This window comes from Lentzea sp. HUAS TT2 (assembly GCF_051853195.1).
In the GTDB taxonomy this organism is placed as follows: domain Bacteria; phylum Actinomycetota; class Actinomycetes; order Mycobacteriales; family Pseudonocardiaceae; genus Lentzea.
Genome location: NZ_CP196667.1, coordinates 7,635,570 through 7,659,573, shown reverse-complemented (window position 1 = coordinate 7,659,573; position 24,004 = coordinate 7,635,570). Strand labels below are relative to the sequence as shown.

23 protein-coding genes are annotated in these 24,004 nt (G+C 70.9%); 10 read left to right on the top strand and 13 right to left on the bottom strand.

Features of this window, described 5'->3' with window-relative positions:
* Nucleotides 1–8: 8 nt before the first annotated feature.
* The 3 genes from ACSHWB_RS36380 to ACSHWB_RS36370 are packed head-to-tail and all read right to left on the bottom strand — an operon-like array spanning nucleotide 9 to nucleotide 3,427.
* Nucleotides 9–2,294, bottom strand: a complete 2,286-nt coding sequence (locus ACSHWB_RS36380) for a heavy metal translocating P-type ATPase (RefSeq protein ID WP_439657838.1) — start codon at nucleotides 2,292–2,294, stop codon at nucleotides 9–11.
* A 25-nt stretch (nucleotides 2,295–2,319) separates the two neighbouring features.
* The gene (locus ACSHWB_RS36375; protein WP_439657837.1) at nucleotides 2,320–2,844 is read right to left on the bottom strand and encodes a flavodoxin domain-containing protein; all 525 of its coding nucleotides are present in this window, start codon (nucleotides 2,842–2,844) and stop codon (nucleotides 2,320–2,322) included.
* 10 nt (nucleotides 2,845–2,854) lie between these two features.
* A complete protein-coding gene (locus ACSHWB_RS36370; RefSeq protein ID WP_439657836.1) occupies nucleotides 2,855–3,427 on the bottom strand; it encodes a CBS domain-containing protein in 573 nt (190 codons plus the stop codon).
* A gap of 149 nt (nucleotides 3,428–3,576) precedes the next feature.
* Here ACSHWB_RS36370 and ACSHWB_RS36365 point away from each other — a divergent pair, with 149 nt between their 5' ends.
* Entirely contained in the window at nucleotides 3,577–4,047 is a 471-nt protein-coding gene (locus ACSHWB_RS36365; protein WP_439657835.1) for a GyrI-like domain-containing protein, read from the top strand.
* Here ACSHWB_RS36365 and ACSHWB_RS36360 read toward each other — a convergent pair.
* Nucleotides 4,008–5,387 carry a DUF4389 domain-containing protein gene (locus ACSHWB_RS36360; protein ID WP_439657834.1) on the bottom strand — a complete coding sequence of 460 codons (1,380 nt, stop codon included), beginning with the start codon at nucleotides 5,385–5,387 and terminating at the stop codon, nucleotides 4,008–4,010. The two genes, ACSHWB_RS36365 and ACSHWB_RS36360, sit on opposite strands and share 40 nt — an antisense overlap.
* 124 nt (nucleotides 5,388–5,511) lie before the next feature.
* On the opposite strand from ACSHWB_RS36360, the gene ACSHWB_RS36355 reads away from it, so the two are divergent.
* Entirely contained in the window at nucleotides 5,512–6,018 is a 507-nt protein-coding gene (locus tag ACSHWB_RS36355; protein WP_439657833.1) for a flavodoxin domain-containing protein, read from the top strand.
* An 11-nt stretch (nucleotides 6,019–6,029) separates the two neighbouring features.
* Here the strand turns inward: ACSHWB_RS36355 and ACSHWB_RS36350 are convergent, their stop codons facing one another.
* Both ACSHWB_RS36350 and ACSHWB_RS36345 read right to left on the bottom strand, forming a co-directional pair.
* A complete protein-coding gene (locus ACSHWB_RS36350) occupies nucleotides 6,030–6,446 on the bottom strand; it encodes an OsmC family protein (protein WP_439657832.1) in 417 nt (138 codons plus the stop codon).
* A gap of 10 nt (nucleotides 6,447–6,456) precedes the next feature.
* On the bottom strand, nucleotides 6,457–7,338 hold the full coding sequence (locus ACSHWB_RS36345; RefSeq protein WP_439657831.1) for a universal stress protein: 882 nt from the start codon (nucleotides 7,336–7,338) through the stop codon (nucleotides 6,457–6,459).
* 222 nt (nucleotides 7,339–7,560) lie between these two features.
* Here ACSHWB_RS36345 and ACSHWB_RS36340 point away from each other — a divergent pair, with 222 nt between their 5' ends.
* From ACSHWB_RS36340 to pflA, 3 genes are read left to right on the top strand one after another with little or no spacing between them, the layout of a single operon-like run.
* Nucleotides 7,561–8,556, top strand: a complete 996-nt coding sequence (locus ACSHWB_RS36340; RefSeq protein WP_439657830.1) for an Acg family FMN-binding oxidoreductase — start codon at nucleotides 7,561–7,563, stop codon at nucleotides 8,554–8,556.
* Between the two features lie 34 nt (nucleotides 8,557–8,590).
* Nucleotides 8,591–10,840, top strand: coding sequence for a formate C-acetyltransferase (gene pflB / locus ACSHWB_RS36335; RefSeq protein ID WP_439657829.1), 2,250 nt, complete (start codon nucleotides 8,591–8,593; stop codon nucleotides 10,838–10,840).
* Nucleotides 10,837–11,568: a pyruvate formate-lyase-activating protein gene (gene pflA / locus ACSHWB_RS36330; protein WP_439657828.1), complete on the top strand. Its 732-nt coding sequence runs from the start codon at nucleotides 10,837–10,839 to the stop codon at nucleotides 11,566–11,568. Before pflB ends, pflA begins: the two co-directional genes overlap by 4 nt.
* Here the strand turns inward: pflA and ACSHWB_RS36325 are convergent, their stop codons facing one another.
* Nucleotides 11,569–12,081: a DinB family protein gene (locus ACSHWB_RS36325; RefSeq protein WP_439657827.1), complete on the bottom strand. Its 513-nt coding sequence runs from the start codon at nucleotides 12,079–12,081 to the stop codon at nucleotides 11,569–11,571.
* Nucleotides 12,082–12,185: 104 nt separating this feature from the next.
* On the opposite strand from ACSHWB_RS36325, the gene ACSHWB_RS36320 reads away from it, so the two are divergent.
* A complete protein-coding gene (locus ACSHWB_RS36320) occupies nucleotides 12,186–12,395 on the top strand; it encodes a hypothetical protein (protein ID WP_439657826.1) in 210 nt (69 codons plus the stop codon).
* A gap of 4 nt (nucleotides 12,396–12,399) precedes the next feature.
* Here the strand turns inward: ACSHWB_RS36320 and ACSHWB_RS36315 are convergent, their stop codons facing one another.
* The 4 genes from ACSHWB_RS36315 to ACSHWB_RS36300 are packed head-to-tail and all read right to left on the bottom strand — an operon-like array spanning nucleotide 12,400 to nucleotide 16,919.
* Nucleotides 12,400–13,299 (bottom strand): carbamate kinase, encoded by a 900-nt coding sequence (locus ACSHWB_RS36315; RefSeq protein WP_439664733.1) that lies wholly within the window; start codon nucleotides 13,297–13,299, stop codon nucleotides 12,400–12,402.
* Nucleotides 13,299–14,291: an ornithine carbamoyltransferase gene (gene argF / locus ACSHWB_RS36310; RefSeq protein WP_439657825.1), complete on the bottom strand. Its 993-nt coding sequence runs from the start codon at nucleotides 14,289–14,291 to the stop codon at nucleotides 13,299–13,301. The genes ACSHWB_RS36315 and argF overlap by 1 nt, the downstream gene beginning before the upstream one ends.
* Nucleotides 14,292–14,304: 13 nt before the next feature.
* Entirely contained in the window at nucleotides 14,305–15,549 is a 1,245-nt protein-coding gene (locus ACSHWB_RS36305) for an arginine deiminase (protein WP_439657824.1), read from the bottom strand.
* A complete protein-coding gene (locus ACSHWB_RS36300) occupies nucleotides 15,546–16,919 on the bottom strand; it encodes an APC family permease (RefSeq protein ID WP_439657823.1) in 1,374 nt (457 codons plus the stop codon). The genes ACSHWB_RS36305 and ACSHWB_RS36300 overlap by 4 nt, the downstream gene beginning before the upstream one ends.
* Before the next feature lie 190 nt (nucleotides 16,920–17,109).
* Here ACSHWB_RS36300 and ACSHWB_RS36295 point away from each other — a divergent pair, with 190 nt between their 5' ends.
* Nucleotides 17,110–18,147: a zinc-dependent alcohol dehydrogenase family protein gene (locus ACSHWB_RS36295; protein ID WP_439657822.1), complete on the top strand. Its 1,038-nt coding sequence runs from the start codon at nucleotides 17,110–17,112 to the stop codon at nucleotides 18,145–18,147.
* 63 nt (nucleotides 18,148–18,210) lie between these two features.
* Here ACSHWB_RS36295 and ACSHWB_RS36290 read toward each other — a convergent pair whose 3' ends face one another.
* Together ACSHWB_RS36290 and ACSHWB_RS36285 are read right to left on the bottom strand one after the other, a co-directional pair.
* The gene (locus ACSHWB_RS36290; RefSeq protein ID WP_439657821.1) at nucleotides 18,211–18,819 is read right to left on the bottom strand and encodes a CBS domain-containing protein; all 609 of its coding nucleotides are present in this window, start codon (nucleotides 18,817–18,819) and stop codon (nucleotides 18,211–18,213) included.
* 11 nt (nucleotides 18,820–18,830) lie between these two features.
* Entirely contained in the window at nucleotides 18,831–19,520 is a 690-nt protein-coding gene (locus ACSHWB_RS36285; RefSeq protein ID WP_439657820.1) for a CBS domain-containing protein, read from the bottom strand.
* 186 nt (nucleotides 19,521–19,706) lie between these two features.
* Here ACSHWB_RS36285 and ACSHWB_RS36280 point away from each other — a divergent pair, with 186 nt between their 5' ends.
* Genes ACSHWB_RS36280 through gap form a run of 3 tightly spaced genes read left to right on the top strand, consistent with a single transcriptional unit; the run spans nucleotide 19,707 to nucleotide 23,982 of the window.
* Nucleotides 19,707–20,702 carry an Acg family FMN-binding oxidoreductase gene (locus ACSHWB_RS36280; RefSeq protein WP_439657819.1) on the top strand — a complete coding sequence of 332 codons (996 nt, stop codon included), beginning with the start codon at nucleotides 19,707–19,709 and terminating at the stop codon, nucleotides 20,700–20,702.
* Complete coding sequence (gene ppsA / locus ACSHWB_RS36275) at nucleotides 20,699–22,945, top strand: phosphoenolpyruvate synthase (RefSeq protein WP_439657818.1); 2,247 nt, start codon at nucleotides 20,699–20,701, stop codon at nucleotides 22,943–22,945. Before ACSHWB_RS36280 ends, ppsA begins: the two co-directional genes overlap by 4 nt.
* Nucleotides 22,946–22,971: 26 nt before the next feature.
* A complete protein-coding gene (gene gap / locus ACSHWB_RS36270; protein ID WP_439657817.1) occupies nucleotides 22,972–23,982 on the top strand; it encodes a type I glyceraldehyde-3-phosphate dehydrogenase in 1,011 nt (336 codons plus the stop codon).
* The last annotated feature ends 22 nt before the right edge of the window (nucleotides 23,983–24,004 follow it).

Sequence of the window (24,004 nt, the reverse complement as noted above, 5' to 3'; positions counted from 1 at the left end):
GAGACCACTCAGGACTGCGAGTCGGCCAATGCGAAGTACGCCTCTTCCTCCTGGGCGAAGTGCAGGCGCAGCACGGCGTCCAGTCCGTAGAGGGTGGCTCTCAGATCGTCCACTCCGCCGGACGACGAGCCTTCCCATCCGGTGAGGTGCCGTCCGAGCCTGCGGGTGAGCCTTTCGATCTCGGCGTGGCCCCTGCTCATCGTCACGGTCGACTCGGCGTCACCGAACTCGGCGGCGAGGGCGGGGTACAGCTCCACTTCCTCGGCGTGTTCGTGCGGCAGCACCGATGTCACCATCAGCTCGTGCGCCCGGCGCACCGCGGCCAGTGCCTCCTCGGTGGGGCCCGCGCGCAGTTCGTCTGCCGCGAACCGCACGGTCTCCCTGGCTGCGCGCAGGTCCTCGTGCTCGGCGTCGAACCTCTGCAGCAACCGGGTCGTGTCCGCACTGAGCTTCAGCCGCCGCACCGGTAGCAACGCGCGCAACGAATGCAGGATCACCGCGGCGTCGATCGCCTCCTGCACCACCGCGCCGCCCACGGGTGCGAGCAGGCCGAACGCCGCCAGTCCCATCGCGGCCAGTGCCAGGCCCATGCCCCACATCGCGCTCTGCGTCGCGATCCGCCGGGCCCGCGCGGCGATCTCCACGCCGTCGGCGAGCCGGTCGATGCGGTCGTCGAGGATGATCGCGTCGGCGGCCTCCACCGCCGCGGACGATCCCCGGTTGCCCAGCGCGACGCCGACACCGGCCGCGGCGAGTGCGGGAGCGTCGTTGATGCCGTCGCCCACCATGACGGTGAGACCGGCGGTGTTCTCCGTCCGCACCCTGTCCACTTTGTCCTGTGGCGTGCAGCGGGCGACGACGTCGTCGAATCCCAGCATCCCTGCCACGTCCTGCGCCACGGCGGTGCGATCACCGGTGAGCATCACGATGCGGCGCAGGCCGGCGGCGCGAAGCCTGCGCACCGTGCGGACCGCGTCGCGGCGCACCGGATCCCGCAGCAGCACCGCACCGGCCACCTGACCGTCGACCTCCACCCACACCGCGGTCGCCGCGTCCAGGGCCGCACGCGCGACCACCGCGCGTTCCCACTCCGCTCCCCCGCTCTCGTCGCGCCTGCCCACGACGACGACGCGCCCGCCGACCGATCCGGTCACCCCTCGTCCTGGTTCCTCCCGCACGTCGAGTGCCGGAGGTGGCCGCAGCCCCGCCGTGGCCGCGGCCTCGACGACCGCGGCGGCGAGCACGTGGGTGGACAGCTGCTCCACCGCGGCCGCCACCCCCAGCACGCGTTCGGTGTCCCAGCCCGGTGCGGGCACCACCTCCACCACGGCCGGATGTCCCTCGGTCACCGTGCCGGTCTTGTCCAGCACGGCGATCCTGACGTGCCCCAGCGCCTCCAGGGCCTGGCCGTCCCGCATCACCACACCGGCACGCGAGGCGCGCGACATCCCGGCGGTGATCGCGACCGGCACCGCCAGGAGCAACGGGCACGGCGTCGCGGTCACGAGCACGGCGACCGCGCGCACCGGGTCGCGGGCGAGCACCGCGGCGACCACCGCCACCCCCAGCGCGAGAGGCAGGAAGAAGGCGGCGATGCGGTCGGCGATCCGCACGATCGGCGCGGTCGAGGCCGCGGCCTGCTCCGCCAGTCGCAGCACGCCGGCGTACGTGCTGTCCGCCGCGGCCGCCGTGGCCCGCAGCTCCACCGCGGCACCCGCCGCGACGACACCGCTGCGAACCCGGTCTCCGCGTGGACGGTGCACCGCGAGGGGTTCGCCGGTCAGGGCGGACTCGTCGAACTCACCGTCGGTGAGCAGCACCGCGTCGACCGGAACGACCTCACCGGGACGGACCGCGACCACGTCGCCCGGCACGACCTCGTCCACGGGCACCTGCCGCAGGTCGTCCCCGACGCGCACCTGCGCGAACCGCGGCGCCCGGTCGAGCAGCGCGCTCAGGTCCCGCCGGGCCCTGCGCTGGGCGAACGAGTCGAGCGCGTGGCCGGTGCCGAGCATGACGGCGACCATCGCGCCCGCCAGGTACTCCCCAACCACCAGCGTGCCGGCCAGTGCGAGCACGGCGAGCACGTCCGCACCGAACCGCTTGGCACGCAGGTCCGCCACCACCCAGGTGACGGCGGGCAGCAGGGCCGTCACGGTGGCCGCGGCCCAGCAGACGCGGGCGGCACCGGGTTGCCAGAACCACAGGCCGCCGCCCACCACGGTCAGCGTCACGACGAGCACGAGGAACGCGGGCCCCGCCCACCGCTTCGTCCTCGCGAGCACGGCACCCATCACACGTCCCTCCCCCGCCGCCGGGTCACCTGGTCGCGGCCTCGATGTCGGCCAGCACGCCGGCGATGTCACCGGCCCACACCTCGATCTCCTGCCAGTCGCGGAAGTCGCCGAACCGGCCGCCCACGGCGCGGAAGACCAGCGCGCCGAGCTTCCCGAGCATCTCGGCCCGCACCACGCCGCTGAACAGCCGGTGCTCGACAGGCGTGACGTCCTCGCGCAGATGGCTGAGGATCGTCGGCTCCTCCAAGCCCGCCCATCTGCGCAGCGGACCGCGCAGGGAGTCCGGCAGGCCGACGCTGAAGAGCCAGACGGGCTTGCCCCGCAACGTTCCGCGTTCCCTCGTCAGGAACGCCGCGCCGGAGGGCAGCCAGGCCTGGTCGTGCACGGCGCTGCCGATGACGTAGGCGTCGTACTCGCCCGCGTCGGCGACCTCGTCCACGCTGTACGTCGTGACCTCGTGGTCATGTGCGCGCAGCACCGCCGCGATGCGCGCCGCGACGCCCACCGTCGAGCCCGCCGCGGTCGCGTAGGCCACCAGCACCTTCATGATCTCCTCCTCAGACGTCTTCCGCACAGGGCTGCACCAGGACGGAACGCACCCCGGGCACGCTCTCCGCCAGCGCGGCCACCGCCTGCTCCTCGTCCCTGCCGGTGAACGGCCCCAGGACGGTGGCCGTCCCGGACACCACCACGACGTCCCACGGCCGCGCGCCGAGGTTGTCGCACAACAGCTTGCTGATCCGCGCCGCCGTCACCTCGTCCTGCGGGGTGAGCGCCCGCAGGAGGTCCCCGCGGCTCACCACGCCGACGAGCAGGTCACCGGCCAAGACCGGCAACGACCGGTAGTGGTGGCCGAGCAGCTGCCGCGCGATCTCCCCCACCGGCATCTCGGCGTCGACGGCCACGACGAGATCGCTCATCGCCTCGCCCACGTGGTGTGCGACCCGGCGCGCCCGCAGCTCCTCGCGCAGCAGGTCCTCACCCGACACGACACCGACGAGCCGTCCCTGGTCGTCGACCACCGGCAACGCCGCGAAGCCGTGCTCGGCGACGAGTGCCGCGGCCTCCTCGATCGACGTTCCCGGCGACACGGTCACCGCGGGCGCGGACATCACGTCGAACGCACGCATCTGCACTCCTCCGTCCACTCAGGACAACGGGCGGCCCGCCCACAACTCCAGCCTCCGCCGCTCAGCAGGTGGCCACCAGCTCCTTGAGCCCCAACGGTCATGGACCTTCGGCCCTCCCGGGCCGGGACAACACCCACGACGCTCGGTGCATGACCTACGACATCACGCTCACCGAGCTCTCCCCCACGACGACGTGTCACCTCAGGGTGCGCACGTCCGCCCACGACATCGCCGCGTCGGTCGGCGGCGGGCTGCAGGACCTCTACGAGTTCGCGTCCGCGGCGCACCTGACGCCGTCCGGTCCGCCGCAGCTCGCGTATCCGGAACCGGTCACCGACGGCGACTTCGAGCTCGACCTGTACCTGCCGATCTCCGGCGAGGTGCAGGGCAGGTCTCCCGTCGACGTCGTGACCCTGCCGGGAGGACCGGCCGCCCGCACGATCCACCGGGGTGCCTACGACGAGATCCCCGCCGCGTACGAAGCGGTGTTCCGGTGGATCCACGACCACGGCCACGACCCGTCCGGCCCGCCGAGGGAGCTGTACCTCACCGGGCCGGACGAGGAGAAGAACTCCGACGACTACGTCACCGAGGTCGTCGTCCCGCTGTCGCGACGCTGAGCACCGACAACGGCCAGCACCAGCACGACCACGCCCAGCAGGAACAGCACTCCCCCGCCGATCATGAGGCCGACGGACACCGGACGCAGCGCGGGGACCTCGGCCTGCGCGGCGAGAGCGGCGTCGACCCCGCGCGAGTGGTCGGTGTTGAGCACCACCGCGGTCCAGCTGCCCTGCTCCGCCCGCCAGGTCACCTCGCCGGTGCCCGACGCCGCCCAGAAGGTCTGCGCGGCGGGATTCGCCGGCGCGCCACCGTCGCGGTGCCAGTACGTGACGCGGTCACCGGTCACGGTCACCTCGTCGTGGTCCACATCGGACAGGTACCGCCGGACGTCGTCGGTCCGGCCGATGCCGATGAACACGTCGTTGCCGGCCTTGAGCCGCACGTCGCCCAGCCAGTTCTCCGCCAGCACCCAGTCCGCGTCCGTCCAGCGCAGCTCCACCGTGCCGAACTCGAGCGCGTAGCCGTTGCTGTGGAACGACTCCGAGCGGGTGCTGAGCATTCCGGCCGAGTCGCGTTGCGTCTGGTCGGCCCACAGGCCGAAGCCGCCCGTTCCACCGACCGACGCACCGGTGATCAGCAACAGCGCCCCGATCACCACGGCGGCGACCCGGCCGGCTGTCCAGCCGTTCGCGGGCGACGGCGGTGGCGGCGGCGACTGGTCGATCGTCGTCACGCCCGCCTCGTCGCCTCCGGAGTCGAAGCGGAACGGCGGGTAGGAGTCGGTCATCAGGCCCGCGTAGGCCGCCACGCGCAACGCCCAGCGGTCCATGCCCAGCACGAAGTCGAACAGTCCCTGGGGATACCGTCCGGTGAACAGCAACGCGATGCCCGCGAACAACGCCATCAGGCCGACGAGGCCGCCGGAGTTGTAGACGGTCTCGCCCGTCTGGTAGGCGACGTAGCTGCCGCCGCCGACGAAGAACCCGACGATCAGGTAGTGCGGAATCGCGAGCAGCCACCACTTCACCAGCACCAGACCGCGGGAGAGGTGCTCGGGGTAGGCGATGTCGAGCGTCGCCGGGTAGTCCGGCTCCTCACCGAGGCTGAACGGCGGGTAGCGGTCGGTCGCCAGTGCCCCGTAGGTGTAGTAGGCCACCCTCCACGTCCAGCGCAGCACGCCGACGTTGAAGTCGAACAGGACGCGCGGATAGCGGCCGGTGAACAGGATCGCGAAGAACGCCACCACGCTGAACAGGACGAACCCCAGCCAGAGGAACGCCAGCACCAGGTAGTGCGGAATCGCGAGGAACCACTTGACGAGCCACAGCCAGCGGCTCAGCCCGGGTTCCAGCCGTGCGTGCACGTGCACCGGATAGCCGGTCGTAGCAGTTGTCATCGTTGCCTCCCTACTCACCACCACCGTCACCCGGTTCCGCGGGCCCCGGCAGTACCGCGCGACCCTTCGCAGCACAGACCTAGGGCCCTGTTGCCGTCTCGAAGAGGTGGCAGATCGTGGTGGTATGACTGATGTCCTGGTCGCGTACGCGACGAAGATGGGTTCCACCAAGGAGATCGCCGAGGCGATCGGCGAACGGCTGCGCGCCGCGGGGCACGAGGTGACCGTGCTCGACGCCGCCCAGGTCCGTTCGGTCGAGCACCACAGCGCACTGGTGCTCGGCAGCGGCCTCTACGCGGGCCGCTGGCGCCCCGAGGCGGTGAAGGTGCTCAAGCGCAACGAGAAGCTGCTCGTGGACAGGCCCACGTGGCTGTTCCACGACGGTCCGCTCGGCAAGGAGCTCACGCCCCAGCCCGCACCGCGCAAGGTGCGGCAGATCGCCGCCCGCATCGGCGCCGACGCGCCGACCACGTTCCCCGGCAGGCTGACCGCGCAGACCGCCACCGGCTTCATCGCGAAGAAGATGGCCCAGGGCGACATGGCGGGCGACTTCCGCGACTTCGACGAGATCCGCGCCTGGGCCGACCGGGTCGCCGGACAGCTCACCGCCGGCTCCCCGGCAGGCGCGTGATCACGACACCCTCACGGCAGGCCGTCGCGGACGAGGATCTCGATCTCCGGCGGCTGCCGGAGGGTGTTGTGCACGGTGCAGTGCTCGACGACGGCCTGCAGTGCCTGAAGGCGGCGCGGTTCGAGCTCCTGGCCGGGATCCACGGAGATGCGGACGCGGCCGATCCGCGGCGGGCGGTCCTCCGCCATGCCGTACTCGGCCACGACCGCGAGTCCGTCTCGCGGAAGGGAATGCCGGTGCAGGTAGCTCCCCGCGTAGTGGGCGATGCACGTGGCCAGTGACGTGGCGAACAGCTCGACCGGGGACATGCCCCGGTCGCTGCCGGGCTGGTCGGTGTGCACCTCGTGCGCCCGCACCTGGACGGCGTACTCGTCACCCTGGACGTGGCGCACTCGGATCCGTTGGCGCAGCGCGACTTCGGTCGTCATGGCGGACCCGTCACCTCTTCGGCGGACGCACGATCGCGAGCGGGCAGGGGGCGTGGTGGACGAGAGCCTGACTGGTCGAGCCGATCAGCATGCCGACGAACCCGCCGTGCCCGTGGCTGCCGACGACCAGCAGCTGCGCCTCGGCCCCGTAGCGCACGAGCGCCCGCGCCGGGCGGTCCCGCAACGCGATCCGGTTGACCACGACGTCCGGGTACTTCTCCTGCCACCCGGCCAGGCGCTGGGCGAGCAGTCGCCGTTCGTCCTCCTCGGCCTGTCCCCAGTCGGCTCCCAGGCGCGACAGCACGTACGCGCTGTCGGCGGCGAAGCCCGTGACGGTCGTGACCGCGGTCAGCGAGGTGGAGCGCAGCGAGGCCTCCTCGAACGCGAACGCCAGCGCGGCCTCACTCGTGGGCGAACCGTCCACACCGACGACCACCGGGCCGTCAGGCACGGCGTTGCCCCGAACGACGACGACCGGGCTTTGGGCGTGCGCCGCCAGCGCCACCGCCGTGGAACCGACCGCCAGACCGGTCACGGTGCCCAGGCCGCGCGACCCGATCACGACCTGCCGGGCGCTCTTCGACAGCTCGGTCAGCAACGCGCCCGCGCCGCAGCAGAACACCTCGGCCGTCACCTCGACCCCGGGAGCGGCCGCTCGTGCCGCCGCCCTGGCCTCCTCCAGCCACGCCCGGCCCTGTTTCTCCATCGCGTGACGGATGTCGTTGCCGATCAGCACGATCTCCGGAAAGCCGCGGGTCGGCAGCATGAAGGCGTGCACGAGCCGCAGCGGCACCTGGTGGCGGGCGCACTCCTGAGCGGCCCAGCCGACGGCGGCCAGCGCGGAGTCAGAGCCGTCGACGCCGCACACGATCGGGGCGGATGGGGATTTCATCGTCGTCCTCCAGTCACAACGGGCGTGACCCAAACGCTAGGAAGCGGGAGAGGGCGCGGACGCTGCCGTTGGTCCCGCACCGGCCGGGCCCTTGGCACCGGCCACCCGTCCGATACCCGTCGTTCCCGGTCAGGTCGGGACCTTCGACGGTGGGACCACCTCGTGACCGGACGGAGAGTGGAACCACGGAGACGTCCACCGCGACAAGATGAGGTGAAGGACATGGCCGAGCTGCCAGGGGCGCTGGGGCTGGCGCCGGAACAGGTCCACCAGGTGCTCGAGGCCGCCTCGCTCGCGCCGTCGGTGCACAACGCCCAGCCGTGGCGGTTCCGCGTGCTGCCCGACCGGATCGAGCTGCATCCCGACCCGCACCGCCGGCTGCCCGCGACCGATCCGGAGGACCGCGAGCTGCGGTTGTCCTGCGGCGCGGCCCTGTTCAACCTGCGGATGGCGTTGCAGGGCATGGGCGTGCGGCCACTCGTGTCGATGCTGCCCGGTCAGACCGCACCCGGAGCGCTCGCGGTCGTGCGGCGCGGGGGCACGATCGTCCCCAACGCCGAGCAGCTCGCTCTGCTCAGGGCGATCCCGCGCCGCCGCACGAACCGCAAGCCGTTCCACGAAGCGCCCGTCGACCCCCGGCAGCGTCACGCGCTGGTGCGAGCGGCCGAGCTGGAGCGCTCGTGGCTGCACGTCATCTCGACGCCGGAGGAGCGGGCCCAGCTCAAGAAGTTCGTCCACGAGGCGCACGAGATCCAGCTCCACGACCAGGACGTGCAGGCCGAGCTCGCGTCGTTCACCGGGCACCGGCCACACGCGAGCGACGGCATCCCGTCGGCGTCCGCGGGGGTCCGGCCCGCGCTGCAGGACGAGTGGGTCTTCCGCGACTTCCAGGGCCCCGAACGCCTGCCGGGCAAGGACTACGAGTCCGACCCGCTGGTCGTCGTCCTGTGCTCGTTCTACGACGGCCCCCTCGGCGAACTGCAGGCAGGACAGGCGATGCAGCGCGTCCTGCTCGCCGCCACCGTGCGCGGGCTGTCGGCGTCGTTCCTGTCGCAGCCGGTCGAGGTCCAGAGGGTCCGCGAGCAGTTGCGCCGTTCGCTCGGCGGGATGCTCGTGCCGCAGACCGTGCTGCGCCTCGGGTACAGCACGCCGGTTCCGCCGACACCGCGGCGTCCCGTCTCCGAACTGCTGCTCGAACCCAACGACTGCCGGTCCTGAGCGGACACCCGACCGGCCGACGAGGAGGAACACGATGACCGCTACGGCGGAACGCCCGACCACCGCCTGGCGTGGATTCCACACCGGACAGTGGTGCGACGAGATCGACGTGCGGGACTTCATCCAGGCCAACTACACGCCGTACGAGGGCGACGCGGGCTTCCTGTCCGGGCCGACGCCCCGCACGACGGCGTTGTGGCACCGGCTGACGGAGATGTTCACCGACGAACGCGCCCGCGGGATCTACGACGTCGACGTGAGCACCCCGTCCTCGATCACCGCGCACCGGCCCGGCTACATCGACCGCGACCACGAGCTGATCGTCGGTCTGCAGACCGACGCACCGCTCAAGCGCGCCATCATGCCCGCGGGCGGGCTGAGGCTGGTGGACAACAGCCTCAAGACCTACGGCTACCGGCTCGACCCGCGCGTCGAGGAGATCTTCACCAAGTACCGCAAGACGCACAACGACGGCGTGTTCGACGCCTACACCGCCGAGATCCTGCGAGCGCGCAAGGCCGGCATCATCACCGGACTTCCGGACGCGTACGGCAGGGGCCGGATCATCGGCGACTACCGGCGCGTTGCCCTTTACGGCGTCGACCGGCTCGTCGCGGCGAAGCGAGCCGAACGAGCCGTCCTCGACGACATGGCGTCCACCGAGGACATCATCAGGGACAGAGAGGAACTGGCGGAGCAGATCCGCGCGCTCGGCGAGCTCCGCGACATGGCCGCGGCGTACGGTCACGACATCTCCGGCCCCGCCACCACCGGCCGGGAAGCCGTGCAGTGGCTGTACTTCGCCTATCTGGCGGCGGTGAAGGAGCAGAACGGCGCCGCGATGTCGTTGGGCCGCACGTCCACGTTCCTCGACGTCTACCTGCAGCGCGACCTCGACGAGGGTGTGCTGACCGAGCGCGAGGCCCAGGAGCTCGTCGACGACCTGGTCGTCAAGCTGCGGATCGTGCGGTTCCTGCGCACGCCGGAGTACGACCAGCTGTTCTCCGGCGACCCGACGTGGGTCACCGAGTCGATCGGCGGCATCGGCCGCGACGGACGCCCGCTGGTCACCCGCACGAGCTTCCGGCTCCTGCAGACCCTCTACAACCTGGGACCCGCGCCGGAGCCGAACCTGACCGTGCTGTGGTCGTCGCGCCTGCCGGAGGGCTTCAAGCGCTTCTGCGCCAAGGTCTCCGTCGACACGAGCTCCATCCAGTACGAGAACGACGACCTGATCCGTCCGAGGTTCAGCGACGACACCGCGATCGCGTGCTGCGTCTCGGCGATGCGCGTCGGCGAGCAGATGCAGCTGTTCGGTGCGCGCGTCAACCTCGCCAAGGCGTTGCTGTACGCGATCAACGGCGGCCGCGACGAGGTGTCGGGTGTCCAGGTGGCCCCGGCGTTCCCGCCGATCACCTCGGAGTACCTGGACCACGAGGAGGTGCGGGCGGCGTTCGACCGCATGACCGACTGGCTGGCGAAGACGTACGTCGAGGCGCTCAACATCATCCACTACATGCACGACAAGTACGCCTACGAACGCATCGAGATGGCGCTGCACAACCATCCGGTCCAGCGGCTGCTCGGCTGCGGCATCGCCGGCCTGTCGGTGGTCGCGGACAGCCTGTCCGCGATCCGGTACGCCAGGGTCAGGGTGATCCGCGACGAGACCGGCCTCGCCGTCGACTACGCGGTCGAGGGCGACTTCCCAAAGTACGGCAACAACGACGACCGCGCGGACGCGATCGCCGTCGGCCTGGTCGAGGACTTCATGCGGAAGGTGCGGCAGTACCCCGCGCACCGCGGCGCCGTGCACTCCCAGTCGGTGCTCACCATCACCTCGAACGTCGTCTACGGCAAGCACACCGGCAACACCCCGGACGGCCGGCGCGCGGGTGAGCCGTTCGCACCGGGCGCCAACCCGATGAACGGCCGCGACCGGCGCGGACTGGTGGCAGCGGCCCTGTCGGTGGCGAAACTGCCCTACGACCAGGCCCAGGACGGGATCTCGCTGACCGCGAGCATCACCCCGACCGGCCTCGGGCAGACCGAGGACGAGCGGGTGAACAACCTGGTCGGCCTGCTCGACGCCTACACCGACGCGGGCGGGTTTCACCTCAACGCCAACGTGCTCAACCGCGAGACGCTGCTCGACGCCATGGCTCACCCGGAGAACCACCCGCAGCTGACGATCAGGGTCTCCGGTTACGCGGTGAACTTCATCCGGCTCACGCCCGAGCAGCAGCGCGACGTCATCAACCGCACCTTCCACGAGTCGCTGTGACGATCACCGGATCGATCCACTCGTGGGACGTCTCCACGGCGGTCGACGGACCGGGCACCCGCTTCGTGCTGTTCCTGAGCGGGTGCCCGCTGCGGTGCCTGTACTGCGAGAACCCGGACACCTGGCACATGCGCGACGGCCACCGCAAGACGGTCGACGAGGTCATGGCCGAGGTCGCGAAGTACCGGCGGTTCATCGAGGTCGCCGGCGGTGGCATGACCATCACCGGCGGGGAACCGTTGCTGCAGCCCGACTTCACCGCCGCGGTGTTCCACCGCGCCAAGGAACTCGGGCTGCACACCGCGCTCGACACGTCCGGGTTCCTCGGCGCACGGGCGTCCGACGAACTGCTGGCCGACACCGACCTGGTGCTGCTGGACATCAAGTCGTGGGACCCGGCCACCTACCGGCACGTCACCGGCGGCGAGGTCGCGCCGACGCTGCGGTTCGCGCGCCGGTTGTCCGACCTGGGCAAGACCATGTGGATCAGGTTCGTGCTCGTGCCAGGACTCACCGACGACCCGGACAACGTCGCGGGCATCGCGTCGTTCGTCAGCACCCTGAAGACCGTCGAACGCGTGGAGGTGCTGCCGTTCCACAAGCTGGGCGCGCCCAAGTACACCGCGCTCGGCATCCCGTTCCCGCTGGCCGACGTCCCCACCCCCGACAACGACCTCGTCCGGCGCGTGCGGGAGCAGTTCGCCGGGTGCGGCGTTCCGGTGCACTGATCAGGCGAGCGAGAGCTGGTCGCGGTGGAAGTCGAAGTGCCGCACCGGGAAGCGGTACAGGTCCGCGATGGTCATGAACTCGCGGAAACACGGGTCCCAGCGCGTCGGGTAGGGCATGCCCTTCGCCAGGCCGATGTCGTTCTCGCGGTCGAGCCGGCGGTGCAACGACGCGATCGTGCGGTCGCACAGCACGAGCATCGCCCGCCGGGGCAGGAGGCTGCCGCCGAGCCACGAGCCCGCGAAGTTGACGACGTCGAAGGGTTTGGTGCCGGCGTCGAGCAACCGGGCCCAGGTCCGGCCCACCCCGCCGGGCAGCCGCGCGACGATCCGGGCCAGGCCGATCAGCGCACGCATGATCAGGAAGCCGAGCAGCATGTGGAACAACAGCTGCCGGTTGTTCCACCGCGTGCCGTTCGACCGGCGGCGAAGTTCGCCGTCGGACGCCCCGCCGAGCAGCGTGCGGAACGTCGTCCGCACGCGCTCGAAGTCCTCGTGAACCGCCTGTCCATCCACCACACCAGTGTGCGCCTCGCACGTCACATTCGTCATGGCGTTCGCGGTCGCCTTACAATTTTCGACGAGGAGCGAGGCCTTCGCAGCCGGGAGAGTCGTTCACCATGAGTCGGTTCGTCAACGACCTGCGCAACGCGGTCCGGCGCGGCGAACTGCCCGCGCGATTTCGTCCCGACGACGTCCGCAAGGCCTGCCCCGGTTGGGCCGACCACACCTACGGGGTGTTCCTCCCGAAACATCGCCAGGGCAATCCCGGTGGCTGCACCGCCTACTTCGCGCGCCACGCGGACGGCACGTACAGCCTCCTCTCCTGACCGCCTAGGCGCTGATGGTCGTGCCCGCCTCGCCCGAGAGCAGTGCTCCCGCGTCGGCCAACGCACCGATCGCCGCCACCGAGCCGGTCGCCAGCACGAACCGGCGGCAGGCCTCGATCTTCGGCCCCATCGAGCCGGCGGGGAAGCTCAGCTGATCGATCTCCGCCACGTCGAGGTGCCGCAGCGGTTCGGCGTCCGGCAGGCCGAAGTCGGTCATCACGGCCGGCACGTCGGTCAGCAGGAGCAGGCGGTCGGCCTTCAGGGCGATCGCGAGCGCGGCCGCGGTGAGGTCCTTGTCCACGACGGCCTCCACGCCGCGCAGCTGTCCCTCGTCCACGACCGGCGCGCCTCCGCCGCCCGCGCAGACCACGACCGTTCCGCCGCTCACCAGTTCCTCGATCGACTCCTGTTCGACGAGCCGCAGCGGTTCCGGTGACGGGACGACCCTGCGCCAGTGCGGGCCGTCCGCGGCCGTGGTCCAGCCGTTCTGCCCGGCCAGGCGATCGGCCTGCGCGCGGTCGTAGATCGGCCCGATGAACTTCGTCGGCGCGAAGAACGCCGGATCCGCCGCGTCGACGACGGTCTGGGTGACGACGGCGAGGACGGGTTTGCGGACGCCCGCGTTGCGCAGCGACTGGGCCAGCCAGTAGCCGATCATGCCCTGGGTCTCCGCGCCCAGGGTGTCGAGCGGGTACGGCCGGCTCAACGACGGGTCGGCCTCGCTCTCCAGGGCGAGCAGGCCGATCTGGGGGCCGTTGCCGTGGCACACCACGAGTTCGTGTTCGGCCGCCAGCGGCGCGAGTGCTCGCGCCGCCGCCTCGACGTGGTGGAGCTGGACGGACGCGTCCGCGCGTTCGCCGCGCATCAGCAGGGCGTTGCCTCCGAGGGCCACGACGATCCGCATCACGAGGCCAGTCCGGCGACGATGACCGCCTTGATGGTGTGCAGGCGGTTCTCGGCCTGGTCGAAGACGACCGACGCGGACGACGAGAACACCTCGTCGGTGACCTCGGCGCCCTCGAGGCCGTACTGGTCGTACACGCGGCGGCCGACGGTCGTGGTGCGGTCGTGGACGGACGGCAGGCAGTGCAGGAACTTCGTGCCCGGCTTGCCGGTGGCCTTCATCAGCTCGGCGGTGACGCGGTAGGGCGTCAGCAGCGGCACGCGGGTGTCCCAGGCCTCCGGTGAGTCGCCCATGCTGACCCAGACGTCGGTGTAGACGAAGTCGACGCCCGCGACGGCCTCTTCGGGGTCCTCGGTGACGAGCACGCGGGCACCACTGGCCGCTGCCAGCTCGTGCGCCTTGGCGATCACGTCGGCAGACGGCAGCAGCTCGGCGGGCGCGCAGATCCGGACGTCCATGCCGAGCAATGCGCCCGTGATGAGCAACGACCGGGCGACGTTGTTGTGACCGTCCCCCACGAAGGCGAAGGCGATGTCCTCGACCTGGCCGTCGAAGTGCTCGGTCATCGTGAGGACGTCGGCGAGCATCTGGGTGGGGTGCCAGGAGTCGGTCAGGCCGTTCCACACGGGCACGCCGGCGTGGTCGGCGAGCGTCTCGACGGTGTCCTGGGCGAAGCCGCGGAACTCGATGGCGTCGAACATGCGGCCGAGCACCTTCGCGGTGTCCGGAACGGACTCCTCGCGGCCCATGTGGGAGCCGGTCGGGTCGAGGTAGGTGACGTGGGCGCCCTGGTCGTGGGCGGCGACCTCGAACGCGCAGCGGGTGCGCGTCGAGCTCTTCTCGAAGACCAGGGCGATGTTCTTGCCCGTCAGCACGGGGTGCTCGGTGCGGGACGCCTTGGCGCGCTTGAGGCCGCGGGCCTGGGAGACGAGGTCGAGGAACTTCTCCTTGGTGAGGTCGAGTTCCTTGAGCAGAGAGCCGGGGTGTCGCATCGGAGGGGTCCTTTCAGATGCCGTCGCGCTGGATCGGGCAGGTCATGCAGCGGGCCCCGCCCCGGCCGCGGCCGAGTTCGTTGCCGGGGATGGAGATGACCTCGATGCCGTGGTCGGCGAGCATGGTGTTGGTGACGGTGTTGCGCTCGTAGCCGACGACGACGCCGGGGGCGAGCGCGAGGAAGTTGTTGGCGTCGTCCCACTGTTCGCGTTCGGCGGCGCGGGCGTCCTCGTCCGCGCACAGCACGCGAAAGCGGTCGATCTCCAGCAGTTCGGCGATCGTGGCGAACACCGAGACGCGTTCCTCGACCCGCAGGCCCGCCGAGGCGTGCTCGACGACCTCGTGCGGATCGGCCGGTGTGATCACCCACGTGCGCAACGCGGCCGGGTCGAGCTCCGGGTAGCGGATGAACGTGTCCAGGTCGAGCATCGTCATCACGGTGTCGAGGTGCATGAGAGCGTGCGAACGCGGCAGCTGCACGGCGATCACCGAGGTGGCCTGGCCGGTGCGGAACAGTTCGCGTGCCAGGATCTCCACGCCCATCGGGGTGGTCCGCTCCCCCATGCCGACCAGCACGACACCGCGCCCCAGGACGAGGATGTCGCCGCCTTCGAGCGTCGCGGGCTGGTGGTCGGCGTCGTCGGCGCCGTAGTAGACGGGGAACATCGCGTCGGCGAACAACGGGTGGAAGCGGTAGACGGCCTGGCAGTGCAGGGACTCGCGGCGGCGGGCGGCCTTCGCCATCGGGTTGATCGTGACGCCGCCGTAGACCCACGCCGAGCTGTCGCGCGGGAACAGGGTGTTCGGCAGCGGTGCAAGCACGAAGTCGTCCAGTCCCAGGGTGTTCCAGCGCAGGCTGTGCACTCCGAGCGGGGACAGGTCCGCGCGGGTCACGCCTCCGACGAGCAGTTCGGCGAGATCCGTGGCGTCGACCTTCTCCGCGAACTCGCGCACCGGCCCCGCCAGCGCCGGTCCGAGCAGTTCCGGCGTGCACACGCGGTCGAGCACGAACGCCCGTGCCTCCGGCAACGCCAGGGTCTGGGCGAGCAGGGTGCCGGTGTGGTGCACGGTGATCCCGCGGCCGCGCAGCACACCGGCGAACACGTCGTGCTCCTCCTGGGCCTTCGCGGCCCACAGCACGTCGTCGAACAGCAGCTCGTCGCAGTTGCGCGGGGTGAGCCTGCTGAGCTCCAGCCCCGGCCGGTGGACGATCACCTGGCGCAGCGCACCGACCTCGGAGCCGACGCCGAGGGTCATGACGCGACCTCGCCGTACTCGCGGCGGCCGACCTTGAGCCAGATGTAGAGCGGCACACCCAGCAGCAGACAGATGACGCCGTAGTAGACGGCCTGGTAGCCACTGCCGGCCAGCGCCCAGAAAGCGAAGGCGAGGGCAAGGATCGAGACTGTGCAGTCCCGCACGAGGTGCGGCCACTCGGCTTTGCGGCCGCGGACCAGCAGCCAGAACAGCTGTGCGGCGGCGCTGAACAGGTAGGGCACGACGGCGGTGAACACCGACAGCAGCACGAGCGTGGTGAAGACCTGCTCGAAGTTGGTGTAGCTGACGACGACCAGCGCCGAGGCCAGCACGGTCGAGCTGATGATGCCGAAGCTCGGGATGTCACCGCGGGTGCGCAGGAACGCCTTGGGGAACAGCTTGTCCTTCGCCGCGGCCATCGGCATCTCACCGATGATCAGCGTCCAGCCGACCAGGCAGCCCAGGCCGGAGACGACGGCGGCGACCGCGATCGCCTGCCCTGCCCACTGACCGCCGAACATGGCGTTGGCGGCGTCGGTGAACGGCGCCTTGCTCTCCTGCAGCGCCCCGTTCGGCACGGCGCCGAAGACGGCGAGGGTGCCGAGGACGTACACGACGGCGCACCCGATCGTGCCGAACACGGTGGCGCGGCCGACGTTGCGCTCGGGGTCGCGGACGCGGCCGGCGGCGACCGAGGCGGTCTCGATGCCGATGTAGCTGAACAACGCGATCGCCGCGGCGGCGGAGACGGCACCCCCGAGCGAGAGGTCGCTGGCGTTGAACGGGCCGAAGTTCGCCGACTTCACGAAGAACAGCCCGACGGTCGCCATGAACAGCAGTGGCACGATCTTCAGCACGGTGAAGACGATCTGCGTCACGGCCATGCTCCGCAGCCCGGACAGGTTGACCAGGGCGGGAATCCACAGGCCCGCCAACGCGATCACGATGGACCAGCCGACCTGGTGCTCGGTGTTCACGAACACCTCGACGTAGCCGACCAGCGCCACGACGATCGCCGCGTTGCCCGCCCACGCGGTGATCCAGTAGCACCACGCGTTGAGGAATCCCGCGAACTCGCCGAACGCGTCCCTCGCGTACACGTACGGGCCACCGGAACCGCTGAGTCGCTTCGCCAGCGCACCGAACGTGAGCGCGAGGGCGAGAGCGCCGATCGACACGAGGACGAACGCCACGAGGCTCACCGGCCCGAACGGCGCCAGTGCGGACGGCAGGCCGAACACGCCGGTGCCGATCACGGATCCGACCACCAGCGCGGTGGCGGTGGGGAGGCCGAACCTCGACGGCCGCGGCCGGTCACTTCCCGGGTCGGGCCGCGTCTCGGCAGCCGGCCCGGCGATGTCTGTGCTCACGGCGAACTCCTCACTCCGATGTGGACCGTGTCGCTGTCAGCAGCGTGCGCCGCGGCCGCGCGATCCCCCACCACCCCAGGTCTTCTCGGCGGCAGGTCCTAGGTCCCCCGGCGGGCGGGACCCCGGTCTCTGCGCGGCACGCACCCGCGCGAGCAGCCTGGGGTGGAAACCGGAAAGAGGAGGAATCCTGATGAAGGCGCTGGTCTACCACGGGCCTGGGAAGCGCGCGTGGGAAGAGGTTCCCAAGCCGGGGATCCAGGACCCGACGGACGCGGTCGTGCGCGTCACGGCGGTGACGATCTGCGGCACCGACCTGCACATCCTCAAGGGGGACGTGCCGGAGGTCGAGAACGGACGGATCCTCGGGCACGAGGCCGTCGGCGTGGTCGAGGAGGTCGGCGCGTCCGTCACCGGTCTCCAGCCCGGCGACCGCGTGCTGATCTCGTGCATCACCACCTGCGGACGCTGCCAGTACTGCCGCACCGGCAGCTACGGCCAGTGCCTCGGCGGTGGTGGCTGGATCCTCGGTCACCTGGTCGACGGCGTGCAGGCCGAGTACGTGCGCGTGCCGTTCGCCGACACCTCGACCCATCTGCTGCCCGACGACGTGAGCGACACCGCCGCGGTCGTGCTGGCCGACATCCTGCCCACCGCCTACGAGGTCGGCGTGCTCAACGGGACCGTGAAGCCCGCGGACACCGTCGTGATCGTCGGTGCAGGGCCGATCGGCCTCGCCGCGATCCAGACCGCGCAGCTCTACAGCCCCAGCCACATCGTCGCCGTCGACCTCGCGGCCTCGCGGCTCGACGCGGCCAAGCAGTTCGGCGCCGACATCACCGCGTCGAGCGCGGAGGAGGCCGAGCGGATCGTCGGCGAGCTCACCGGCGGCCTGGGCGCCGACGTCGCCATCGAGGCGGTCGGAGTGCCGGACACGTTCGAGCTGTGCGCCAAGCTGGTCCGTCCGGGCGGGCACGTCGCCAACGTCGGCGTGCACGGCAAGCCCGCGACGTTGCACCTGGAGAACCTGTGGATCCGCAACGTCACCATCACCACCGGGCTCGTCGACACCGTCTCCACCCCGACGTTGCTGCGCATGGTCGCGGCCGGCCGGATCGACGGGGAGCGGTTCATCACGCACCGGTTCGCGCTCGGTGAGATGGAGCAGGCGTACGAGGTGTTCGAGAACGCGGGTGACACCGGAGCGTTGAAGGTCGTTCTGCAAGCCTGACCGCGCAACGACAATAGGCGCCGGGGAGAACCCCGGCGCCTTTCGTCCGCCGTGACGCGGTGGTCAGTTCCCCGCGTACTGCACGATCCGCACGTCGGTCACACCGGCGACGGCGCGGGCGAGCACGTCCGCCACGTGCCGGTCGGTCGCGTCGTTCAGCTTGTCCACAATGGACACCTTGCCGTCGCGCACGGAGACCGTCCACCGGTGCTCGGAGCCGATCACGTCCAGACGGTGCCGGATCTCCGCCTCGATGATCCAGTCGTCCCTGCTGATCGAGCGCAGCAGGTCCCTGCGGGTCACGATGCCCGCGAGGTGGCCCTCGTAGACGACCGGCACGCTGCGCACTCCGCGTTCCAGCATCAGGTCCGCGACCTCGGCCAGGTCGGTGTTCGGCGTGACCGTCGCCGGGGAGGTCATCACCTGGCCCACCAGGTCGGCGGGGGCGACCCTGGCCTTGGGCGGCTCGCCGTGCACCAGTTTCCTGGGGTCCTGCGGCAATCGGTGCCGCAGCAGCTCGGTCTCGCTCACCAGGCCGACGAGCACGCCGTAGTCGTCCACGACGGGCAGCGCGGTGAAACCGCGTTCGGCGAGCAGGTGCGCCGCCTCGCGGGCGGGGGTGTCCGGCCTGACCACGACGACGTCGGCCGTCATCACGTCTCGAGTCCTCATCGTGCTCTCCTTCACCCGAAGATCTCGGTCTGGCGTGGATGGGTGGTGTCGTTCCACTCGGCCCGCAGCCCGTTGCGGACGTCGACCACGCCCGGCAGGGTGCGTACGAGGTGCCCGGCGACCTCGACCTGGCTCTGGCGCTCCAGCTGTCCCTGCAAGGCGACCACGCCGTCGGTGACCTCCACGTCGATGCCGTCCGGGTCGACCCACAGCATCTGGCCGAAGATCTCGTCGCGGATCTCGGTGCGCAGTTCCTCGTCCTCCCGCAGGAAGAGCTTCAGCAGGTCGCGACGGGACAGCACGCCGACGAGCGCGCCGTCGGAGTCCATCACGAAGAGCCTGCGCAGCCCCTCGGCGGCGAGCTCCCGCGCGGCCGCGCTCGCCGCGGTGTCCGGCGACACGGTCTTCACCGGAACCGTCATGACGTCCTCGGCGGTGAGCCCGGACGCCTGCTCCCAGCGGTGCTTCACCGCACGGCCCGCGAACAGACCTGGCTCCTCGGCCGCACCGCCGCCGCGGAACTCCTCCTTCGGCAGCAGGTCGGCCTCCGACACGACGCCGACGGGATAGCCGCCGTCGAGCACGGGGACAGCGCTGATCGCGTTGTCCTCCAACAGCTTCACGACGTCCTTGAACGAGCTGCCGACGTCGGCGGTGATCACCTCACGCGTCATCAGCGAGGCGACTGTCGGTTCACGCATGACACCCTCCGGTGATCCTCGGTCCACGTGCCTCCAGCCTTCTGCCGGGACGGCGTGCGGGACACCTGCCAAAGGCGTGGGCGACCCAGGACGCGGGTCCCGGCGATGCGGGGACCTACGCCCCTCACCTCAGGCCGTCGTCGCTGCGAGTTTCAAAGGTGCGACTCAGACCTGGAGGTGAACCGGATGGACCGCGGTCAGCCGGACAAGAACACGCTGCGGGCGGCGGTTGCGCTCGCCTGCCGCGCGCCGTCGGTGCACAACACCCAGCCCTGGCGCTGGGAGCTCGGCGCGCACACCCTGCACCTGTACGCCGATCGTGCGCGGACGCTGCCCGCGATCGACCCGACGGGTGCCGACCTCGTGATCAGCTGCGGTGCCGCGTTGCACCACCTGCGCGTCGGGCTCGCCGCGCTCGGCTGGCGGGCGGTCGTGCACCGCCTGCCCAACCCGAGCCGGCCCGACCACCTCGCCGCCATCGAGTTCCAGGCGCGCGAGCCGAGTGAGGCGCTCGTCGCCCTCTCGACCGCGATTCCGCGCAGGCGCACCGACCGCCGTGCCTTCTCCTCCTGGCCCCCGCCGGACGCCGTGCTCGAACAGCTCGTGCAGCGCGCCCGCAACGAGGGCGTGGAGGCTCAGGTGGTGACCGGCAGGGCCAGGGACGAACTGCTGATCGCGATCGAGAAGGCCGCCTCGACCCAGGAGGCGAATCCCGCCTACCGCAAGGAGATCCGCGAGTGGAGCGGGGTCTACCCCGGCGCGTCGGCCGGCGTGCCCGCCGCGAACATCCCCTCCGGCTCGCACCAGTACGGCAACCTCCGGATGCGCGAGTTCGCGCCCGGTGAGCTGATCCAGGCCGACCAGCGGCTGCTCGGCGAGGACGCGGGGGCGCTGCTGTTGCTCAGCACGTCGTCCGACGACGACCTGTCGCGGCTGCGCGCGGGTGAGGCGACCAGCGCGGTGCTGCTGGAAGCCACGTCGGCCGGGCTCGCGACGTGCCCGCTGAGCCAGCCGCTGGAGGTCGTCGAGACCAGGGAACTGGTGCGTGACCACGTCCTCGGGGGCGCGACCTGCCCGCAGCTCGTCATCCGGATCGGCTGGGCCGGGTTCAACGCCGACCCGCTGCCCGCCACGCCCCGCCGTCCCGTCATCGACGTCCTCAAGCCTCAGGAGCAGCCGTGACCACGTACATCCGCGACTTCACCACGCTCGGCAAGAACGACACCGACATCGCCGGCGGGAAGGGCGCCAACCTCGGCGAGCTGACCCGCGCCGGCCTGCCGGTGCCGCCCGGCTTCGTCGTGACCGCCGAGGCGTTCCTGACCTCGATGAGCCAGGTCCGCGACGACCTCGACGCCGAGCTCGCCGTCGCGCTCGACCGGGCCACCACGCCGGACCGGCTCGCGGAGTCCGCCGAACGCATGCGCGACCTGGTGCGCAAGGCCGGGATCTCCGACACGGTGCGGCACGCCGTCCTGGAGGCCTACCGCGCGCTCGGCCAGGACGAGTCCGTGGCCGTGCGGTCCTCGGCCACCTCCGAGGACACCGCCGGCGCCTCGTTCGCCGGGATGAACAGCACCTTCACCAACACCAGGGGCGCGCACGCCCTGCTGGACCGGCTGCTCGACTGCTGGGTGTCGCTGTTCGGCACCCGGTCCGTGGCCTACCGCGCCGAGCAGAACATCTCCGACGAACCCGCGATCGCGGTGGTCGTGCAGCGCATGGTCGACTCGGAGCGCTCTGGCGTCATGTTCACCGCCGACCCGTCGACCGGCGAGCGCGACCGGCTGCTCGTCGAGGCGTCGTTCGGGCTCGGTGAGGTCGTCGTCAGCGGCTCGGTGGAGCCCGACACCTACATCCTGCACCGCGACGGCGACACCGTGTCCCTTGTGGACACCCGGATCGGCCGCAAGACGCACAAGATCGTGCGCGGCGCGAACGGCAACGACGAACGGATCGAGCTCACCGCGGAGGAGTCGCACGCCCAGGTGCTCAGCGAGGAGGAGGCCGTCGCGATCGGACAGCTGGGTGTGCGCGTGCAGCGGCACTACGGCGAGCCGCAGGACACCGAGTGGGCGATCGCCGACGGCAAGACGTGGCTCGTGCAGTCCCGTCCCATCACGACACTGCCCGCCACCGGCACGACTCTCGACGGCCCGCTGGTCGCCGGGCTCGGGGCCTCACCGGGCATCGCCTCAGGCCGGGTGCGCGTGCTGTCCTCCCCCGACGAGGGCTCCCGCCTGCGGGACGGCGAGATCCTCGTCGCCGAGATGACCAACCCCGACTGGGTGCCGACGATGCGGCGCGCGTCCGCGGTCGTGACCGACGGCGGTGGCATCACCTGCCACGCCGCCATCGTGGCGCGCGAACTGCGCGTGCCGTGCGTGGTCGGCACCGGCTCGGCGACCTCGGTGCTGAAGGAGGGCCAGCAGGTCACCGTCGACGGCAGCGCGGGCGAGGTGCGCGCGGGGTCGGCTCCGATCACGACGGCGCCGCGGATCGTCGCCCCGGTGGTGCAGGGGACCGAGGCGCTCGGCACGCGGGTGTACGTGAACCTCGCGCTGCCGGAGCACGCCTCCGAGGTGGCCGCGATGCCGGTGGACGGCGTCGGCCTGCTGCGGGCGGAGTTCATGCTCACCGAGGCGCTCGGCGCCGAGCACCCGCGCCGGTTCCTGGCGCAGCACGGCACCGAGGACTTCCTCAACGCCATGACGTCGTCGCTGCTGCAGATCACCCACGCGTTCGCGCCTCGCCCGGTCGTCTACCGGACGATGGACTTCCGCACCAACGAGTTCCGCGAGCTCAAGGGCGGCGACGAGTTCGAGAAGCACGAGCACAACCCGATGATCGGCTACCGCGGCTGCTACCGGTACGTCGACGACCCGATGCTGTTCGGGCTGGAACTCCAGGCGCTCGCACGGGTGCGGGAGCAGACGCCGAACCTGCACCTGATGATCCCGTTCGTGCGCACCAAGTGGGAGCTCGAAGCCTGCCTGGAGCAGATCGACCGCAGTCCGCTGGGCCACCACCGCGGCCTGCACCGGTGGGTCATGGCCGAGGTTCCCTCGGTGGCGTACTGGATTCCCGAGTACGCGCGGTCCGGCATCGACGGGGTCTCCATCGGCAGCAACGACCTCACGCAGCTGATGCTCGGCGTCGACCGCGACTCCGAGCTGTGCGCGGACCTGTTCGACGAGTCCGACCCCGCCGTGCTCGACATGATCGGCCGCATCGTCGGCGCCGCCAGGGACGCGGGCATCACCTCGTCGCTGTGCGGGCAGGCGCCGTCCAACAAGCCGGAGTTCGCCGAGAAGCTCGTCGAGTTCGGCATCACGTCCATCTCGGTCAACCCGGACGCCGTTCCGGCGGCCAGGGCGGCGATCGGGTCCGCCGAACGCCGGCTCCTGCTGCGGCACGCCCACTGACACACCACTCACCAGGGAGAAGCACCATGGCTGTACGGGTCGGCATCAACGGGTTCGGGCGCATCGGCCGCGACGTGCTGCGCGCCGCCTTCGACCGCAACGACGCGGCGATCGAGATCGTCGCCGTCAACGACGTCACCGACGCGGAGACGTTGGCACACCTGCTCGCCTACGACTCGACGTACGGTCCGTGGAGCCGCCACGTCACCGTCGAGCACAACACCATCACCGTGGACGGCCGCAGCATCCTCGTGACCGCGCAGGCGGACCCCAAGGAGCTCAACTGGGGCATGCTCGGCGTCGAGATCGTCATCGAGGCCTCCGGCCGCTTCCGCACCCGTGAGACGGCCGGCGTCCACCTCGAGCGAGGCGCGCGCAAGGTCATCATCACCGCCCCCGGCAAGGACGTCGACGCCACCATCGTCATGGGTGTCAACGACGACGTCTACGACGCACGCCAGCACCACATCATCTCGAACGCCTCGTGCACCACCAACTGCGCGGCACCGATGGCCGACGTGCTGAACGAGGCGTTCGGGATCGTCGAGGGCGTGATGACGACGATCCACAGCTACACCGGCGACCAGGCGTTGCTCGACCGCCCGCACAAGGACCTCCGGCGGGCGCGCTCGGCCGCGGTGAACATCATCCCGACCTCCACCGGCGCCGCGCGTGCGATCGGCCAGGTCATCCCGTCGCTGGACGGCAAGCTGGACGGCCTCGCGGTGCGCGTGCCCGTCGAGGACGGCTCGCTCACCGACCTGACCGTGCGGCTGGCCGAGCCGGCGACGGCGGGCCAGGTCAACCGGGCGTTCGCGGAGGCGGCGGCCCGGCACCTGAAGGGGATCCTGCGCTACACCACGGATCCCGTCGTGTCCCGCGACATCATCGGTGACGCGGCGTCGTGCGTGTTCGACGCGTCGCTGACCAAGGTGCAGGGACACGTCGTCAAGGTGATGGGCTGGTACGACAACGAGTGGGGCTACGCCAACCGCACGATCGACCTCACCGACCGGGTCGCCAGGACGCTGCCGTGAACGTGGTGGACGAGGCGGGGAG